Genomic DNA, 18,018 nt, shown 5'->3' on the forward strand with positions numbered 1-18,018 from the left:
CGAGTGCGAAGCAGTCGCAAACCAGGCGCCTCGGGGTATCAGTTGCATTGAGACCTCAGGTTTTACGAGCGCTTCGCACTCGATCGCAGCCTCGTACCTCGTCAGCGACTACAGGGATCTTTCTCAATATTGGCCAACCCGGATTTTTATGACCCGCCTCACCCTCACCCAACTCGCCTGGACCCCTTTGGGCCACGGCCATTGTCATCACCAGTTCAAGCTGCGTGATGCCAACCTGCACGTCGCGGCAGGTGAGTTCGTGGGGTTGATCGGCCCGAACGGCAGCGGCAAGACCAGCCTGTTGCGCTGCGCTTATCGCTTCAGCAAACCCGAGTCAGGCGAGGTCCATCTGGGCCCGCACAACCTCTGGCAGCAATCGCCCCGCTGGTGCGCCCGGCGCATTGCGGTGGTATTGCAGGAATTTCCCGATGCCTTTGGCCTGACCGTCGATGAAGTCGTCGCCATGGGCCGTACCCCGCACAAGGGCCTGTTCGACGGCGACACCGAAGCCGACCGTGAACTGGCCAAAAACGCTCTCCAGTCAGTCGGCCTCAACGGCTTTGAAGACCACGCCTTCGCCACCCTCTCGGGGGGTGAAAAACAGCGTGTGATCCTCGCCCGGGCCCTGACCCAGCAACCCGAACTGTTGATCCTCGACGAGCCGACCAATCACCTCGACCCGCGCTATCAGCTGGAGCTGCTGCAACTGGTCAAGCGCCTGAAGATCGGCACCCTGGCCAGCATTCATGACCTCAACCTGGCCGCCGCGTTTTGCGACCGGCTGTACGTGATCAACCACGGCAAGATCATCGCCAGCGGCACCCCGCGCGAAGTGCTGACCGTCGAACTGTTGCGCGATGTCTTTGGCGTAGCGGCATTGATCGACGACCACCCGCTGTCCGGCTACCCGCGCATTACCTGGATAACCCAACCATGAAGCTGATCCGCCTCGCACTCGGCCTTTGCGCCGTATTGGGTGCCCAACTGGCCCAGGCCCAGACCACGCAGTACCCGCTGACGATCAAGAGCTGCAACCGCGACGTGACCTTTACCCAGGCCCCGAAGCACGCGGTCAGCCACGACATCAACATGACCCGGATGATGCTCGCCCTGGGCCTCAAGCCGCATATGGCCGGCTACAGCGGCATCAGTGGCTGGAAGGCGGTGACGCCCGAGATGAACGTGATCCTCGACGGCCTGCCGGAACTGGCCAGCAAATACCCGTCGGTGGAAACCCTGCTCAATGCCAACGTCGACTTCTTCTTCGCCGGCTGGGATTACGGCATGCGCGTAGGCGGCGACCTGACCCCGCAAACCCTGACTCCGCTGGGCATCAATGTGTATGAGCTGACCGAGTCCTGCGCTTTCGTGATGAAGCGCCCGCCTGCCAGCCTGCAAGACACCTACGACGACTTGCTCAACCTGGGCAGGATCTTCAACGTGCAAGACCGCGCCCATGAGGTGGTCGTGCACATGCAGCAAAAAATCGCCGAGGTACAAGCCTCCTTGCCCGCCACAAAACCCCGGGTGTTTCTGTATGACAGCGGCGAAGACCGTGCCATGACCTCGGGCAAGCTGGGCATCCCCCACGCCCTGATCGAAGCGGCAGGCGGCAATGACATCCTCAGCGACATCGACGCCAGCTGGACCCGCATCAACTGGGAAACCGTGGTCGAGCGCAACCCCGAGGTGATCGTGATTGTCGACTACAGCGAAGTCACGGCCGAGCAGAAACAACGTTTCCTGGAAACCAACCCGGCCCTGCAATCGGTGGACGCCATCCGTAACAAGCGCTTTATCGTCATCCCTTATGTGCAAGCCACGCCGGGTATCGACAACGTGTTCGCCATCGAAACTCTGGCCAAAGGCTTTCACCCACAATGATGGCTCGTCGCTACGCCCTGTTGCTGATCGGCCTCGGCGCACTGCTGCTGGTGTCGTGCGTGGTGTCGCTGGGTTTTGGCCCGGCGCGGGTGCCGGTGGACGTGGTGTGGCACATTTTGCTGAACAAGCTGTTCGGCCTTGGCGACGTGAGCTGGAGCCCGGGGCAGGAGCACATCGTGTGGCTGATCCGCGTGCCGCGCATGCTGCTGGGAGCGCTGGTGGGTGCCGGGCTGGCATTGATCGGCGCCGTGCTGCAAGCGGTCACCCGCAACCCGCTGGCTGACCCGCACCTGCTCGGCGTGACCAGTGGCGCCACCCTGGGTGCTGTGATTGTTGTGCTGCATGTGGGCGAAATCGTCGGCCTGCTGACCCTGCCCATCGCCGCGTTTATCGGGGCCTTGTTGAGCATGCTGCTGGTACTGGCGATCGCCAGCCGTCATGGCCGCCTGGACAGTGACCGCCTGCTGTTATGCGGGGTCGCGGTGTCATTTGTGATGATGGCTGTGGCCAACACGCTGCTGTTTTTGGGCGACCATCGCGCCAGCTCCGCCGTGCTGTTCTGGATGCTCGGCGGGCTGGGCCTGGCGCGCTGGGAACTGCTGGCCACCCCCAGCGCCAGCGTGCTGCTGGGGCTGGTGTTGCTGCTGGGCATGGCCCGCCCGTTGAACGCCCTGATGGCTGGCGAGCAGACCGCCGTGACCCTGGGCCTGAATGCGCGCAACGTACGCTTGCGGGTGTTTTTGATCGCCTCGCTGATGACCGGCGTACTGGTGGCTATCAGCGGTTCGATCGGCTTTGTCGGCCTGATGATCCCGCACATTGCGCGGCGTTTGGTGGGCGCCGAACACCGGCGTTTATTGCCGGTGTCGGCGCTGCTGGGCAGCGTGTTTCTGGTGTGGGTCGATGTGGCGGCCCGCACCCTGATCGCTCCCGAGGACCTGCCCATCGGCGTGGCCACGGCAGCGATAGGCGGGCTGTTCTTTATTGGCTTGATGCGTAAACGCTAAAGCTCATCGCGCACCGGCCCCACTTTCAACTGCACCACCGGCATACCGGGGGTCGTGCCTTCATAGTCAAACGCCACAGGTTGCGTCGACACGGTAAGGCGGGTGTTGACCGCCCCGGCTCGCGGCCAGGTGCTGCTCGGTTCCAATACCCGCAGACCGCCTGAGTTGAGCACACGGGTCAGGGTATCGCTGGGCAGGGCCGGGGTTCGGGTCGGGCTGCTGTTTTCAATGAAGTAGCGCTCGTAGGTGACACTGGCGCCGCTCACATATTCACACAGCCGGTCATTGGCCTCTTTGTCACCGCGCCAGTACCTCAACAGCCCACCGTCATCGGTCGAGAGGTACAGAAAATCAACACTGACGTCGCTCAACTCCCGGTGAAGTGTTCGGGTGGCGTAGCAAATGTCGACCGGCCAAAACATGTTTTTCAGCAGATTGGTTTCAATCGCAGTGCCCGCCACCTGCCCGCTGACTTCACGGGCGAAATGCAGGGATTTGATGGCATAGCCACCGGGCAACACCGTTCTGGCAGCCGGCACGTTCGGCAGCGACAAGTGCGTACCCAGAATCATCTGTGCCACATTCACCGGCTCATCGTTTTCCATCAATTGCAGGGCCACGTAAGTGTCGTAATCGGGGTGACGCAACACGCCCCCCATCATATTGGCCACGCACGGATGCTTGAGGTGTTGATGCTCATACCGCGCCGCATCGTCGGGGTGACTGAACACGGGGCCCAAGGCAAAGAACCGGATGTTGCTGGCCGTCGCAGCGGGCAATTCCAGACCATAAGGTTGCCAGCCCGCGCTGACACGCCCCGCACGGGTCCAGACCGGGTTGGTTTTGATCACCTGTAAATCACCCGCCATCGCCACCTTGCGCACATAGTCCAGCGGCGTGAGCCGCAGGGCTGTCAGTTGATCAAGCGTGGCCTGACCGCCCTCCCTGAATACGCCGCTGGCCAACTGCACCTGCGATGACCTGTCGATATAGCGCAACAGCGCACCGTCGCTGCTGGACAGGTAAAGCACCGCAGCCGCAGGCACCAAACCAATTTGCGCCTTGATACTGTCACTGAGCGCCAGTGCCCGGGCGAAATCCACCGGCGACACAAATGCCTCGTAAATGCGCCTGGTGTCCAACCCTTCCACGCCTGCCGCCACCCTGGGGGCTGCCACATAGACGGCCTGGAGCTTGAAACCCGGCGGCAGTCGGTGCTGGTCGGTCACTGCATCCCGGGCAAACAATCGGTCCAGGGTAAATTCCCCGCCTTCCAGTGGCAGGGTCGCTACGTATTCGTCCCCGTGAAGACTGGCGAGTATCACCCCGTATTGAGACGTTTGCGCAAACGTCAGACCGTTGTGCACATAGCGCACGGCATCTTCCAATTGAGTAAATACCGGGCTGCAAGCCAGAGGCCGTAGCGCCTCTGTCGCAGCTGGCACGGCACCCGGCTTGAAGTCCGCCGCTACCTTGCCGGGCTGCCCCCACAACGCACTGCCCACCACAACCTGCAAATCCCCCGCCTGAGCGACCTGACGAACGTAGTCCACGGGTTTGATCGAGTTGGCCCGCAGGGTCATGTGCATCGCGTTGCGCCGAACATTTTCGGGATGCTCCACAGGCGGCGCGATCTGCGTGCGCAGCGCCCGTTCAAGGGGAGAGTCGCTGGGGGTGTATTTGAGCAAGGTGCCGTTGCGCGCCGAAAAATAGCGGATGCTGGCCCACTCACGATCCCGGATGGCCGCATTGAGCTCGTGGGGTTCAAGCATGTTGCGCCACACCTGTTCCTGCGAGGCTGAACGCCACAGCCACAACGGATGCACACGGTGGGTGTGATAAACCGCCACCACGGCACACCCGTGGGGGGTGAGGGCGATGAGTTCTGGTGGCAGCACGCAGGCGGGATCGAAGCTCTCGTTATGGCAGGCCAGGGGCTCAGTGGCGACAAAACGATTGTCCAGCCGCTGATAGATCAGGCCGCCGTAGACCTTGTCATCTCGCCCGGCAATCTGTTCGTGGGCGTAACGCGCGGCATCATCAGCCGAGATGAAAGACGGGCTCATGGCCCGCCGGTAAAAGCCATCATAGGGTTGCCAGGCGGGTGTCACCCGCCCCTCCCTGCTCCACAAGTCACTGGTGTGCAGCACGCTTAACTCGCCCACGCGGGAAAGCTCGCGAATAAACGCGCTGGTGAGCGTCACGCCGCTGAGCAGCTCCCGCGTAATCGCCAACCCCTCACCCTGGGTGAGCGGCGCCAGCAAGGTTTGCTCGGCCGGGGTCAACGTCGAGACGTATTTCAGGACAGCGCCATCGGTGGTGCAGATAAACAGCGGCACTGCGCGCGCGGCCGATGGCCCGGCCAATGCCTGGGCAGCCTTGACCCCATTGGCCAGGGCCTGGGGAAACAGGAAATTCTTGAATACCGAAGGCTCTTGCACAGGCACCAGGCTCGGATCGCGGTAAAAACCGTCGCGGCAATACAAGCCTGCCACCTCGTAATAAGGGGGTATGAGACCCGGAGTGGAGGCCGTCGAGGGGAAAATCTTCGACAGCGAGAAATCCAGCTCCCCCGAAACCGGTTCCGAAGCGACAAACACGGGCTGGCCTTTGTGTTCGAGGATGATCCCGTACACGCTGTCACTGGTTTGATTGACCCGCGCCCGCATCTCTTTGACGGCCTGCTCGATGCTCTCACTGATAGGCCCAAACGCGGGCTGCTGCACGATCACCGGGGCAATATCCAGAGACTCTGACGGTGTGAACACCTTGAAGTCCCCCCGCAACAGCCCCGGCTTTGCGCCCCATATTTCAGTGGACTGAATCACCCGTAACGTCCCGACCCTGGCTGCCGCCTGGATGTATTGGGCGATGGTGGGAAATGTCAGTTTCCCCTCGCTGGTATCGAGGGCAATTCGTTCTGTGAGCGCTTCTTCCAGAGGCGATCCGCTGGCGATGTATTTGAGCAGCGAGCCATTGACCCCCGACAAATAATGGGCGACAGCAAAATAGGCATTGAGCCGATTGAGCACCATGTCCGCAGTAGAAAAGCTGTTGATGGCGGTTTGAATGTCCTGGGGTGGCCATGATTTTAAAACACCTTGCAGCTTGTCGTAGTTCGCCGGGTGCGAATGGTACAAGGCCACGCAGGTATAGCCGGGGGGGGTGATGAACATACCTTTGGCATCGGTTGAAATGACCAATGTCGGATCAAACGAGCTTTGTCTTCCTCTTACCGGGCGTGTTGCGAAATAGCGTCCCTGGGTGTCTTGGAGGATAGCGCCACCGTACTCGACGGTGCGGTAGTCCGCGATCAGTTGGTGGGCAAAGCGGGCGGCATCATCGGCATTGATAAAGGCCGGGCTTAGCGTCGGCAATACGGTTCGCACATTGGGATGTGCGTTGCGCTTTTCACGGTTCTCGGTGTAGTCCATAGCAATGGCATCCTTGATCAAAGAAGGGAGATCGGCCAAGGCCAGATCTCCTTTCATCATCAAGAGCCGTGGGCTGAGCGGGCGGTAAATAGTTAAGTTGCCCTGCGAAACCGCCCCCTCCTGGGGCGAACGGCCCCAGGCAGGCGATTTATGCCTGCCTGGCACCAAGGCAGCGCACTCAAGCCCCCAACTGGTGCGCCATGACGCCCGATTTTCGCGCAAAGCCCCGTTGCAGAGCCTGATTTCAACTCCGGCACAGCCCTTGCTAAGACCTTCTCAGTGTTCAGATCAATCCTCTAAAAATCAGATACCTGGAGATCGCACCATGAAGCGTCGCAGCTTGATCAAGGCTTTCACCCTGACCGCCTCCATCGCGGCATTGGGCCTGACCTGGACGGTGCAAGCCGCCGAGACCATCAAGGTGGGGATTTTGCATTCCCTGTCCGGAACCATGGCGATCTCCGAAACCTCGCTCAAAGACATGGCGCTGATGACCATTGACGAGATCAATGCCAAGGGCGGCGTCAACGGCAAGATGCTCGAAGCGGTGGTGGTGGACCCGGCCTCCAACTGGCCTCTGTTTGCCGAAAAGGGCCGCCAGTTGCTGACCCAGGACAAAGTGGCCGTGGTATTCGGTTGCTGGACGTCGGTGTCGCGCAAATCGGTATTGCCGGTGTTTGAAGAACTCAACGGCCTGCTGTTTTACCCGGTGCAATACGAAGGCGAAGAGATGTCGCCCAACGTGTTCTACACCGGTGCAGCCCCTAACCAGCAGGCCATTCCGGCCGTTGAATACCTGATGAGCGAAGACGGCGGCAGTGCCAAGCGCTTTGTGTTGCTGGGCACCGACTACGTGTACCCGCGCACCACCAACAAGATCCTGCGCGCGTTCCTGCACTCAAAAGGCGTGGCCGACAAGGACATCGAAGAGGTCTACACCCCGTTTGGCCACAGCGATTACCAGACCATCGTGTCCAACATCAAAAAGTTCTCGGCAGGCGGCAAAACGGCGGTGATCTCCACGGTCAACGGCGACTCCAACGTGCCGTTCTATAAAGAGCTGGCCAACCAGGGCCTGAAAGCCACCGACGTTCCGGTGATCGCGTTCTCGGTGGGTGAAGAGGAACTGCGCGGCATCGACACCAAACCGCTGGTGGGCAACCTGGCCGCCTGGAACTACTTCCAGTCGGTAGAGAACCCGGCCAACGATAAGTTCGTCGCCGACTGGAAAGCCTACGCCAAGAAACACAACCTGCCGGGCGCCGACAAAGCCGTGACCAACGACCCGATGGAAGCCACCTACGTGGGCATTCACATGTGGGCCCAGGCCGCCGAAAAAGCCAAGTCCACCGACGTGGATAAAGTGCGCGAAGCCCTGGCCGGCCAGACGTTTGCCGCGCCGTCGGGCTACACCCTGACGATGGACAAGACCAACCACCACCTGCACAAGCCGGTGATGATCGGCGAGATCCAGCCTGACGGTCAGTTCAGCGTGGTGTGGCAGACCGAAGGCCCGATCCGCGCCCAGCCGTGGAGCCCTTACATCTCGGGCAACGACAAAAAGCCGGATTACGCGGTGAAGGGTAACTGAGGCCAGCCTCATCGTTGTGCTTTTGTGGGAGCGGGCTTGCTCGCGATGCAATCAACACGGTTTCACTGAAAGACCGCGTTGCCTGAATCGCGAGCAAGCCCGCTCCCACAGGTGTGTTGAATTGCTTCTATCTGTGCAAGGCCATAACTATGCCCACTGCCCTTTACCGCGTTATCGTCGCGCTACTGCTGTTGCTGCCCCTGGCCGCACAGGCCGATGACGCCAGCGACTTCGCCGCTGCCAACAATTCACAGCAGGCCCAACTGCTCGAACGCTGGGCCGCGCACCCCGTCCCTGCCCGCGTCGAACTGATCAACAGCCTGCAACAAGGTCAGCTCACGGTAGACGGCCAGTCCAAAACCCTGCGCCTGAACAACCGTCTGCGCGGGCTGATCGACACGGCATTGGCCAGCCATCAGTTGCTTGCCAGCGATCCCAAGCTGCGCCTGAGTGCGGCGCAACACCTGCAAAAATCCGCAAGCCCTGCACAACTCTCATTCCTCGACCGGCAACTGGCTGGCGAAACCGACAGCGATGTACACACCGCCCTGAGCCTGGCGCTGGCCAATCTGCAACTGGTCGACCCCGACCCTGCCGTGCGTCTGGCCGCCGTGCGCCTGCTCGGAGAAACCGGCGAACCGCTGGCCCGCACCCGTCTTGAAACCCTGCTGCAACCTGGCGTCGAAACCGATGCCACGGTACACACCGCAGCCGAAACCAGCCTGTCCCAGGTCAAGCGCAAACTGCTGATCGGCGACCTGCTGGGGCAGGCGTTTAGCGGCTTGTCCCTGGGATCGATTCTGCTGCTGGCGGCACTCGGACTGGCCATTACCTTCGGCCTGCTGGGGGTGATCAATATGGCCCACGGCGAGATGCTGATGCTCGGTGCCTATTCCACGTACTGCGTGCAGTTGCTGTTCCAGCGCTTTGCTCCTGGCGCCATCGAGTTCTACCCCTTGCTGGCATTGCCGGTCGCGTTCTTTGTCACCGCTGCCGTGGGCATGGTGCTGGAGCGCACGATCATTCGTCACCTCTACGGCCGTCCACTGGAAACCCTGCTCGCCACCTGGGGCATCAGCCTGATCCTGATCCAGCTGGTACGCGTCATGTTCGGTGCACAAAACGTTGAAGTGGCCAACCCGGCATGGCTGTCGGGCGGGCTGCAAGTGCTGCCCAACCTTGTACTGCCGTACAACCGCCTGGTGATCATCGTCTTCGCATTGGCCGTGGTGGTACTGACCTGGCTGCTGCTGAACAAGACCCGCCTGGGCCTCAATGTTCGCGCCGTCACCCAGAACCGCAACATGGCCGCCTGCTGCGGCGTACCCACCGGGCGCGTGGACATGCTCGCCTTCGGCCTCGGCTCGGGGATTGCCGGGCTCGGCGGCGTGGCCTTGAGCCAGGTCGGCAACGTCGGCCCGGACCTGGGCCAGGGCTACATCATCGACTCGTTCCTGGTGGTGGTGCTGGGCGGTGTCGGGCAACTGGCAGGCACTGTTTACGCAGCCTTTGGCCTGGGCATCGCCAACAAGATTCTTGAACCGCAGATCGGCGCCGTGCTGGGCAAAATCCTGATCCTGGGGCTGATCATTCTGTTTATCCAGAAGCGTCCGCAAGGGCTCTTCGCGCTTAAAGGACGGGTGATCGACTGATGAATCAGCCTCTGATGGTCACTGCGGCACAAAAAGCCGGGCCCACCGTTACAACCCTGGTGGGTGGCCTGGTGCTGCTGGTATTGCTGGCCTTGCCGCTGCTCTCCCTGTTGCCTGCCGACAGCCCGTTTCAGGTCTCGGCCTACACCCTCACGCTGGTGGGCAAGATCCTCTGCTACGCCATTGTCGCGCTGGCGCTGGATCTGGTCTGGGGCTACGCCGGGCTGCTGTCCCTGGGTCACGGTTTGTTCTTCGCCCTGGGTGGCTACGCGATGGGCATGTACCTGATGCGCCAGGCCTCGGGCGATGAATTGCCCGCCTTCATGACCTTTTTGTCGTGGACTGAACTGCCCTGGTACTGGGTCGGCACCGAACACTTCTGGTGGGCCATGTGCCTGGTGGTACTGGCTCCCGGCTTGCTGGCACTGGTGTTCGGCTTTTTCGCCTTCCGCTCGCGAATCAAGGGCGTGTATTTCTCGATCATGACCCAGGCCCTGACCTTCGCCGGGATGCTGCTGTTTTTCCGCAACGAAACCGGGTTTGGCGGCAACAACGGCTTCACCAACTTTCGCAGCATCCTGGGCTTTGGCATCACCGAACCCGGCACCCGTGCCGCGCTGTTCTTCGCCACGGTGCTGTTGCTGGTGGTCAGTCTGTTTCTCGGCTGGCGGCTGGCGCGCAGCAAGTTTGGCCGCGTACTGACCGCGCTGCGCGATGCGGAAAACCGCCTGATGTTCTGCGGCTACGACCCCCGTGGCTTCAAGCTGTTTGTGTGGGTGTTGAGCGCTGTGCTGTGCGGTCTGGCCGGTGCCTTGTATGTGCCGCAAGTCGGCATCATCAACCCCGGCGAAATGTCGCCGACCAACTCCATCGAAGCCGCCGTGTGGGTAGCCCTGGGTGGACGCGGCACCCTGATCGGCCCGCTGCTGGGTGCAGGCGTGGTCAACGGCATGAAAAGCTGGTTCACCGTGGCCTTCCCCGAATACTGGCTGTTCTTCCTGGGGGCGCTGTTCATCATCGTGACCCTGTACCTGCCCAAAGGCGTGATCGGCCTGTTGAAGAAAAAGGCCGACCAATGAGGAATGTCATGCTCGAACCCATCCTCGACCCCAACAAAGACGCGGGCAGCAGCCGTGACGCCATCAGCTTTGGCCAGCGCGTTGAACCGGGCCTGAACACCCGCCACGGCACCATCCTGACCCTGGAAGACATCAGCGTCAGCTTCGATGGCTTCAAAGCGCTGAACAACCTCAACCTGTACATCGGCGTTGGCGAATTGCGCTGCATCATCGGCCCCAATGGCGCGGGCAAGACCACCATGATGGACGTGATCACCGGCAAGACCCGGCCCAGCGAAGGGCAGGCCTGGTTCGGCGAAACCCTGGACCTGCGCCAGATGAGTGAAGTGCAGATTGCCCAGGCCGGGATCGGGCGCAAGTTCCAGAAGCCCACGGTGTTCGAAGCCTTGAGCGTGTTTGAAAACCTGGAGCTGGCGCAAAAGACCGACAAGTCGGTGTGGGCCAGCCTGCGGGCAACGCTGAGCGGCGAGCAGAAGGACCGCATCGGCGAAGTGCTGCACACCATCCGCCTGAGCGGCTCGGCCCATCGACCTGCCGGGTTGTTGTCCCACGGCCAGAAGCAGTTTCTGGAAATCGGCATGCTGTTGATGCAAGACCCGCAACTGTTGCTGCTCGACGAACCGGTGGCGGGCATGACCGACGCCGAAACCGAGTTCACCGCCGAACTGTTCAAGAGCCTGGCGGGCAAGCATTCGCTGATGGTGGTGGAACACGACATGGGGTTTGTCGGCTCGATTGCCGACCATGTGACCGTGCTGCACCAAGGCAGCGTGTTGGCCGAGGGCTCGCTGGAACAGGTTCAGGCGAATGAGCGGGTCATCGAGGTGTATCTGGGCCGCTGAATGATTACCTGTAGTCGCTGCCGAAGGCTGCGATAAGGCCCGAAGGGGCTTCAACCATTTCAAGAGCGCGACCGCTACGCGCTCGATCGCAGCCTCCGGCAGCGGCTACAGAAGCGGCGCAGTTCAAAAAGGAAATCAACATGCTAAACGTCCAGAAACTGCATCAGTACTACGGCGGCAGCCACATCCTGCGTGGTCTGTCGTTTGAAGTGAAAGTCGGCGAGGTCACTTGCCTGCTGGGCCGCAATGGCGTGGGCAAAACCACATTGCTCAAATGCCTGATGGGCTTGCTGCCGGTCAAGGAAGGCGATGTGCAGTGGGAAGGTAAAACCATCACCACGCTCAAACCCCACCAGCGGGTCCACTCCGGTATCGCTTACGTGCCCCAGGGCCGGGAGATTTTCGGGCGCCTGACGGTGGAGGAAAACCTGCTCATGGGCCTCTCGCGGTTCCCCGGTTCCGAGGCCAGGGAGGTTCCGGCGTTTATCTACGAGCTGTTCCCGGTATTGCTGCAAATGAAGCATCGACGCGGCGGCGATTTGTCCGGTGGCCAGCAGCAACAATTGGCCATTGGCCGCGCGCTGGCCAGCCGTCCGCGCTTGCTGATCCTCGATGAGCCGACTGAAGGCATCCAGCCTTCGGTGATCAAGGAGATCGGGGCCGTGATCAAAATGCTCGCCGCACGGGGGGATATGGCGATTTTGCTGGTGGAGCAGTTTTATGATTTTGCCGAGGAACTGGCTGACCAGTATCTGGTGATGTCACGGGGCGAAATCGTGCAGCAAGGCCGTGGCGAAAATATGCAAACAGAAGGTGTACGCGGGCTGGTAACGATTTAATCTGCGTCTCTATTTAGTGAAAAGTCCTACATATGAACCTGCCTGCCAACGCTCCATTGTTCACCCCCAGCTGGCACGCCGAGCTGGAGCTGGGCTATGGCCGTTTTGGCGACAGCACGCGCCCTACCCTGCGTCGTCATGTCGGCCCGTTGCGGGTGCAAAAGCACCTGTACGCCGAAGGGCCGCAGGTTTGCCAGCACATCATCGTCCATCCACCGGGCGGGATTGCCGGTGGCGATCAACTCAACATCAGTGCCAGCGTCGGCCCGGATGCCTGGGCACAACTGACCAGCCCCGGTGCGGCCAAATGGTATCGCGCTGCCGGGCCAGCCTGTCAGAACCTGACATTGAAGGTCGCACCCGGCGCGACTCTGGAATGGCTGCCACAAGAAACCATCGTCTTCAGCGCGGCCCAGGCCGAACTCTCGACCCGTATCGAACTTGAGGGCGATGCCCGGTTGTTTTACTGGGACATGGTGGCGCTGGGTCGACTGGCCAGTGGCGAGCGTTTCGAGCACGGGCACTTCCAGTCGCGGCTGGATCTGCGCCGCGACGGCCAACTGCTCTGGCATGAGCGCCAGCGCATTGTGGGCGGCGACGGGCTGCTGGATTCGCCCATTGGCCTGGACGGCAATCCGGTGTTTGCCACGTTGCTGGTGACGGGCGAGATCAGCGCCCAATTACTGGAAACCTGTCGCTCGCTGCCCAATCCGGTGCGCGGCGACTTGACCCAGTTACCGGGTTTGCTGGTAGCCCGCTGCCTGGCGGGTGAAGCCTTGCAGGCACGGGCCTGGCTGATTGATTTATGGCGTCTGTTGCGTCCGGCGCTGCTGGGGCGAGAAGCGCTGGCCCCCAGGATCTGGAGTACTTGAGCCGCCCGCTCCCACACTCAACATTTTTAAACTGCCGAACACGGACCCGATCATGGACCTGACCCCTCGCGAAAAAGACAAGATGCTGATCTTCACCGCTGGCCTGCTGGCGGAACGTCGACTGGCCCGCGGTGTGATGCTCAATTACCCGGAAACCATCGCCTATATCTCGGCCGCCCTGCTCGAAGGCGCCCGCGATGGCCGCACCGTGGCCGAACTGATGCACTACGGCACCACCCTGCTGACCCGCGATCAGGTGATGGAAGGCATCCCGGAAATGATCCCCGACATCCAGGTCGAGGCCACCTTCCCGGACGGCACAAAACTGGTCACTGTCCATCAACCCATCGCCTGAGGCCGCGCCATGTCTTACGTCATTCGTGATGCTGTCGCGGCGGACCTGCCGGCGATTCGCGAGATCTACAACGATGCGGTGCTCAACACGCTCGCCATCTGGAATGAGCAGACGGTCGATCTGGACAACCGCCAGCAATGGTTCAACGCCCGCCAGGCCCAGGGCTATCCGGTTCTGGTGATTGTCGACGACGCCAACATCGCCCTGGGCTATGCCTCGTTTGGCGACTGGCGTCCGTTTGAAGGGTTCCGCCACACGGTGGAGCATTCGGTGTATGTCCATCCCGAGCAACGGGGCAAACGCCTGGGCCCGCAGTTGCTGGCCGAACTGATCAAACGTGCCCGGGCCTGCGACAAGCACGTCATGGTGGCGGCCATCGAAAGCGCCAATGCGGCTTCGATCCACGTGCACAAACAACTGGGTTTTGTCACCAGCGGGCGCATGCCGCAGGTGGGGATAAAGTTCGGCCGCTGGCTCGACCTGACGTTTATGCAACTGATGCTCAACCCCGGCGCACTGCCCCCCAAGGAACCCGCACAATGAAGACCGAACAACTGGTGCGCGTCACGGCGCAGAATTTTGCCCACTACCGTGAAGACTTGATTGTGCTGCTGCTCGACGCCGTCAAACACGGCGCATCGGTGGGGTTCATGAACGACCTCGACCTGCCCCAGGCCAGCCGCTACTTCAATGAAGTTCACGCCCAACTGGAGCAAGGCAATCTGCTGTTGTGGGTACTGGTTGAAGACCAGCGCGTGCTGGCCAGCGTGCAACTGATCCTGTGCCAAAAGGCCAACGGCCTGAACCGCGCCGAAGTCCAAAAGTTGCTGGTGCTCAACGAAGTGCGGCGCCGCGGGCTGGGCCAGGTGCTGATCCACGCGCTGGAACAAGGTGCACGGGAACTCAAGCGTGGCTTGCTGCACCTGGACACCGAAGCGGGCTCACCGGCCGAAAACTTCTACAGTGCCCTGGGTTACACCCGCGTCGGCGAACTGCCCAACTACTGCCAAAGCCCCAGCGGCCATTACAGCCCGACGGCCATCTACTTCAAAACCTTGAGTGAGCCGCAATGATTCCGGGCCAATACCACATCGAGGCGGGCGAGATCGAACTGAACGTGGGCCGGCGCACCCTGAGCCTGAGCGTGTCAAACCGTGGCGACCGGCCGATCCAGGTGGGCTCGCACTATCACTTTTTCGAAACCAACGACGCCCTGATCTTTGACCGGGGTGACAGCCGCGGCATGCGCCTGAACATCCCGGCGGGCACGGCGGTGCGATTCGAGCCGGGGCAAACCCGTGAAGTGGAACTGGTGGAACTGGCCGGGTTGCGCCGGGTGTTCGGCTTTGCCGGGCGGGTGATGGGCAATCTGGACAACGCCACGCTGTAATCGCTGCCGCAGGCTGCGAAGGGTTGCACCGCAACCCGTTTCCCCGACCCTTACACATCTGCTCGCAGCCTTCGGCAGCGACTACAAAGTGAATCACACACAGGAACCGACCATGAAAATATCCCGTCAGGCCTACGCCGACATGTTCGGCCCCACCGTAGGTGACAAGGTTCGTTTGGCCGATACCGAGCTGTGGGTCGAGGTCGAGCAGGACTTCACCACCTATGGCGAAGAAGTGAAGTTTGGCGGCGGCAAAGTGATTCGCGACGGTATGGGCCAAAGTCAGCTGCTCGCCAGCGAGGTGGTCGACACCCTGATCACCAACGCACTGATCATCGATCACTGGGGCATCGTCAAGGCCGATGTGGGCCTCAAGAACGGTCGCATCCACGCCATCGGCAAAGCCGGCAACCCGGATATCCAGCCCAATGTGACCATTGCCATCGGCGCCAGCACCGAAGTGATCGCGGGCGAAGGCATGATCCTCACCGCAGGCGGTATCGACACCCATATCCACTTCATCTGCCCGCAGCAGATCGAAGAAGCGCTCAACAGCGGCGTCACCACCATGATCGGCGGCGGCACCGGCCCGGCCACCGGCACCAATGCCACCACCTGCACCCCAGGTCCCTGGCATATGGCGCGCATGCTCCAGGCCGCCGATTCGTTCCCGATGAACATGGGCTTTACCGGCAAGGGCAACGCCAGCCTGCCGCAACCGCTGATCGAACAGGTCGAGGCCGGGGCCATCGGCCTCAAGCTGCACGAAGACTGGGGCACCACCCCCGCGTCCATCGACAACTGCCTGAATGTCGCCGACCTGTATGACGTGCAAGTGGCGATTCACAGCGACACCCTGAACGAGTCGGGCTTTGTCGAAACCACCCTCGCCGCCTTCAAGGGCCGCACCATCCACACCTATCACACCGAAGGGGCCGGTGGAGGCCATGCGCCGGACATCATCAAGGCCTGCGGCCTGGTCAATGTGCTGCCCAGCTCCACCAACCCGACCCGGCCCTTTACCCGCAACACCATCGACGAACACCTCGACATGTTGATGGTGTGCCATCACCTCGACCCGAGCATCGCCGAGGACGTGGCCTTCGCCGAAAGCCGTATCCGCCGTGAAACCATTGCCGCCGAAGACATCCTCCATGACCTGGGCGCGTTCTCGATGATCAGCTCCGACAGCCAGGCGATGGGCCGGGTGGGCGAAGTGATCACCCGCACCTGGCAGACCGCCGACAAAATGAAGAAGCAGCGCGGCCCATTGCCCGAAGATGCCGTGGGCAACGATAACTTCCGCGCCAAACGCTACATCGCCAAGTACACCATCAACCCGGCCATCACCCACGGCGTGAGCCATGAAGTGGGGTCGATCGAGGTGGGCAAGTGGGCCGATCTGGTGCTGTGGCGCCCGGCGTTTTTTGGGGTCAAACCCACGCTGATCCTCAAGGGTGGCGCCATTGCCGCAAGCCTGATGGGTGATCCCAACGCCTCCATCCCCACCCCGCAACCCGTGCATTACCGCCCGATGTTCGCCAGCTACGGTGGCTCGCGCCATGCCACCTGCCTGACCTTTATCAGCCAGGCCGCTTTCGACGCAGGCGTACCCGCAGCGCTGGGTTTGCAAAAGCAAATCGCGGTGGTCAAGGGCTGCCGTGATGTGCAAAAAACCGACCTGATTCACAACGGTTATTTGCCCAGGATCGAAGTCGACCCCCAGACCTATCAGGTCAAGGCCGACGGTGTGTTGCTGTGGTGTGAACCGGCTGATGTGTTGCCGATGGCACAGCGCTACTTTCTGTTCTGATGCCCTGCGTTTGCAGGGGATTGGCGGTTGTATTGAAAAGCTGCTTTTGGCGTTAAGATGCGTCACCTTTCAATACAGCCGCTCTTGCAGCAAGGTTTGTGGCCATGCGCCTATCTGAATTCATCGTTCACAATGTTGATCGTATCGTCGATGAATGGGAGCAATTTGCCGAAACCATCACACCGGCTGCCGACTCCATGACCAGCCTGGCGTTGCGCGACCATGCCAAGGAGATCCTGCTGGCCGCATCCCGGGACATGAACACTGCACAAACGGCCAGCGAGCAGCAGGCCAAGGCCGAGGGCGAAGGCCCCGAGACCAGCCCCGCCCTGGATGAAGCCGCCGCCAGCCATGGCGAACTGCGCCATACCGTGGGGTTTGATCTGGTACAGATGACCTCGGAGTTCCGCCATTTGCGCGCCTGCGTGATCCGCCTGTGGGTCGCCAGCATCGACGCCCCGGCCCTCTCGCACATGCAGGACATGATCCGTTTCAACGAGGCCATCGATCAGGCCCTGGCCGAGTCAACGGCGGCCTACGCCGAACAGGTAAACCGCTCGCGGGATATCTTCCTCGCCATCCTCGGCCATGACCTGCGCGCACCGCTGCAGGCGGTGAGCATGTCCACTGAAATGCTGGAACGCAAAGCCCGGCTCGACGCCGATGCGTTGAATTATGTGCTGGCCATCAAGAATGGTGCCCGCCATATGGGGACGATGGTCAATGACCTGCTGGAGTTTGTGCGCAGCCGCCTGGGCAGCAACCTGCCGATTGAACCCAAGGCCATGGATTTGGCCGTCGCCTGCCAGGCAGCGCTGGACGAAGCCTGTGCCGGGCAACCCGACCGCGCCCCGAGGCTGCAGGTTGAAGGCGATGTGCAAGGCCATTGGGATCCGCGCAGGCTGGGGCAGCTGCTTCAGAACCTGATCGGCAATGCGCTGCAGCACGGTGCCCGCAAAGGCCAGGTGACGTTGAGCCTGAGCGGGGACGCGAGCGACGTGACCTTGCGCGTCCACAACCTTGGCCTGCCCATTGCCCAGGACGCCATTGCCACCCTGTTCGACCCGCTGGTACGCAGCCCGAGCGAAGACATCACCCAGCCGGGCACGTCGACCAGCCTGGGGCTTGGCCTGTTTATCATCAAGGAAGTGGTGGACGCCCATAAGGGCAGCATCGACGTGACCTCGACCGAAGCCGAGGGCACGACGTTTACCGTGGTGTTGCCTAGAAACACCTGAGCCATGTGCAAACACAATCTGT

The 18,018-nt window shown here is 61.4% G+C and carries 16 protein-coding genes; 15 read left to right on the forward strand and 1 reads right to left on the reverse strand.

The features are described from left to right. Positions 1-148: 148 nt before the first annotated feature. The 3 genes from VSQ83_RS21320 to VSQ83_RS21330 are packed head-to-tail and all read left to right on the forward strand — an operon-like array spanning position 149 to position 2,891. Positions 149-937, forward strand: a complete 789-nt coding sequence (locus VSQ83_RS21320) for an ABC transporter ATP-binding protein (protein ID WP_133078751.1) — start codon at positions 149-151, stop codon at positions 935-937. After that, positions 934-1,884, forward strand: a complete 951-nt coding sequence (locus VSQ83_RS21325; protein WP_219262791.1) for an ABC transporter substrate-binding protein — start codon at positions 934-936, stop codon at positions 1,882-1,884. The genes VSQ83_RS21320 and VSQ83_RS21325 overlap by 4 nt, the downstream gene beginning before the upstream one ends. Further along, complete coding sequence (locus tag VSQ83_RS21330; protein ID WP_219262790.1) at positions 1,881-2,891, forward strand: FecCD family ABC transporter permease; 1,011 nt, start codon at positions 1,881-1,883, stop codon at positions 2,889-2,891. Before VSQ83_RS21325 ends, VSQ83_RS21330 begins: the two co-directional genes overlap by 4 nt. On the opposite strand, the gene VSQ83_RS21335 is transcribed toward VSQ83_RS21330, so the two are convergent. Beyond that, the gene (locus VSQ83_RS21335) at positions 2,888-6,364 is read right to left on the reverse strand and encodes a DUF4329 domain-containing protein (protein ID WP_326427477.1); all 3,477 of its coding nucleotides are present in this window, start codon (positions 6,362-6,364) and stop codon (positions 2,888-2,890) included. The genes VSQ83_RS21330 and VSQ83_RS21335 overlap by 4 nt on opposite strands. Before the next feature lie 286 nt (positions 6,365-6,650). Between VSQ83_RS21335 and urtA the strand changes: the two genes are divergently transcribed. The 12 genes from urtA (at position 6,651) to VSQ83_RS21395 (ending at position 17,996) form a co-directional block, all read left to right on the forward strand. Next, positions 6,651-7,916, forward strand: a complete 1,266-nt coding sequence (gene urtA / locus VSQ83_RS21340; protein ID WP_219262788.1) for an urea ABC transporter substrate-binding protein — start codon at positions 6,651-6,653, stop codon at positions 7,914-7,916. Between the two features lie 149 nt (positions 7,917-8,065). After that, on the forward strand, positions 8,066-9,568 hold the full coding sequence (urtB, locus tag VSQ83_RS21345; RefSeq protein ID WP_326427479.1) for an urea ABC transporter permease subunit UrtB: 1,503 nt from the start codon (positions 8,066-8,068) through the stop codon (positions 9,566-9,568). Further along, the gene (gene urtC, locus VSQ83_RS21350; protein ID WP_326427480.1) at positions 9,568-10,647 is read left to right on the forward strand and encodes an urea ABC transporter permease subunit UrtC; all 1,080 of its coding nucleotides are present in this window, start codon (positions 9,568-9,570) and stop codon (positions 10,645-10,647) included. The genes urtB and urtC overlap by 1 nt, the downstream gene beginning before the upstream one ends. After that, the gene (gene urtD / locus VSQ83_RS21355) at positions 10,644-11,489 is read left to right on the forward strand and encodes an urea ABC transporter ATP-binding protein UrtD (RefSeq protein WP_219262786.1); all 846 of its coding nucleotides are present in this window, start codon (positions 10,644-10,646) and stop codon (positions 11,487-11,489) included. The genes urtC and urtD overlap by 4 nt, the downstream gene beginning before the upstream one ends. A gap of 140 nt (positions 11,490-11,629) precedes the next feature. Beyond that, positions 11,630-12,328 carry an urea ABC transporter ATP-binding subunit UrtE gene (gene urtE / locus VSQ83_RS21360; RefSeq protein WP_133078744.1) on the forward strand — a complete coding sequence of 233 codons (699 nt, stop codon included), beginning with the start codon at positions 11,630-11,632 and terminating at the stop codon, positions 12,326-12,328. Between the two features lie 32 nt (positions 12,329-12,360). Continuing rightward, positions 12,361-13,200, forward strand: a complete 840-nt coding sequence (locus VSQ83_RS21365) for an urease accessory protein UreD (RefSeq protein WP_133078743.1) — start codon at positions 12,361-12,363, stop codon at positions 13,198-13,200. Between the two features lie 52 nt (positions 13,201-13,252). Continuing rightward, the gene (ureA, locus tag VSQ83_RS21370) at positions 13,253-13,555 is read left to right on the forward strand and encodes an urease subunit gamma (protein ID WP_133078742.1); all 303 of its coding nucleotides are present in this window, start codon (positions 13,253-13,255) and stop codon (positions 13,553-13,555) included. A gap of 9 nt (positions 13,556-13,564) precedes the next feature. Further along, a complete protein-coding gene (locus tag VSQ83_RS21375) occupies positions 13,565-14,098 on the forward strand; it encodes a GNAT family N-acetyltransferase (protein WP_219262785.1) in 534 nt (177 codons plus the stop codon). Further along, positions 14,095-14,628 (forward strand): GNAT family N-acetyltransferase, encoded by a 534-nt coding sequence (locus VSQ83_RS21380; protein WP_133078740.1) that lies wholly within the window; start codon positions 14,095-14,097, stop codon positions 14,626-14,628. The genes VSQ83_RS21375 and VSQ83_RS21380 overlap by 4 nt, the downstream gene beginning before the upstream one ends. Next, positions 14,625-14,945 carry an urease subunit beta gene (locus tag VSQ83_RS21385; RefSeq protein WP_133078739.1) on the forward strand — a complete coding sequence of 107 codons (321 nt, stop codon included), beginning with the start codon at positions 14,625-14,627 and terminating at the stop codon, positions 14,943-14,945. The genes VSQ83_RS21380 and VSQ83_RS21385 overlap by 4 nt, the downstream gene beginning before the upstream one ends. A 112-nt stretch (positions 14,946-15,057) precedes the next feature. Next, on the forward strand, positions 15,058-16,758 hold the full coding sequence (gene ureC, locus VSQ83_RS21390) for an urease subunit alpha (protein WP_133078738.1): 1,701 nt from the start codon (positions 15,058-15,060) through the stop codon (positions 16,756-16,758). Between the two features lie 104 nt (positions 16,759-16,862). Then, entirely contained in the window at positions 16,863-17,996 is a 1,134-nt protein-coding gene (locus VSQ83_RS21395) for a sensor histidine kinase (protein WP_219262784.1), read from the forward strand. Positions 17,997-18,018: the final 22 nt, after the last annotated feature.

Origin of the sequence: Pseudomonas sp. DSV-1, assembly GCF_035830915.1 — a bacterium.
Taxonomy (GTDB): Bacteria; Pseudomonadota; Gammaproteobacteria; order Pseudomonadales; family Pseudomonadaceae; genus Aquipseudomonas.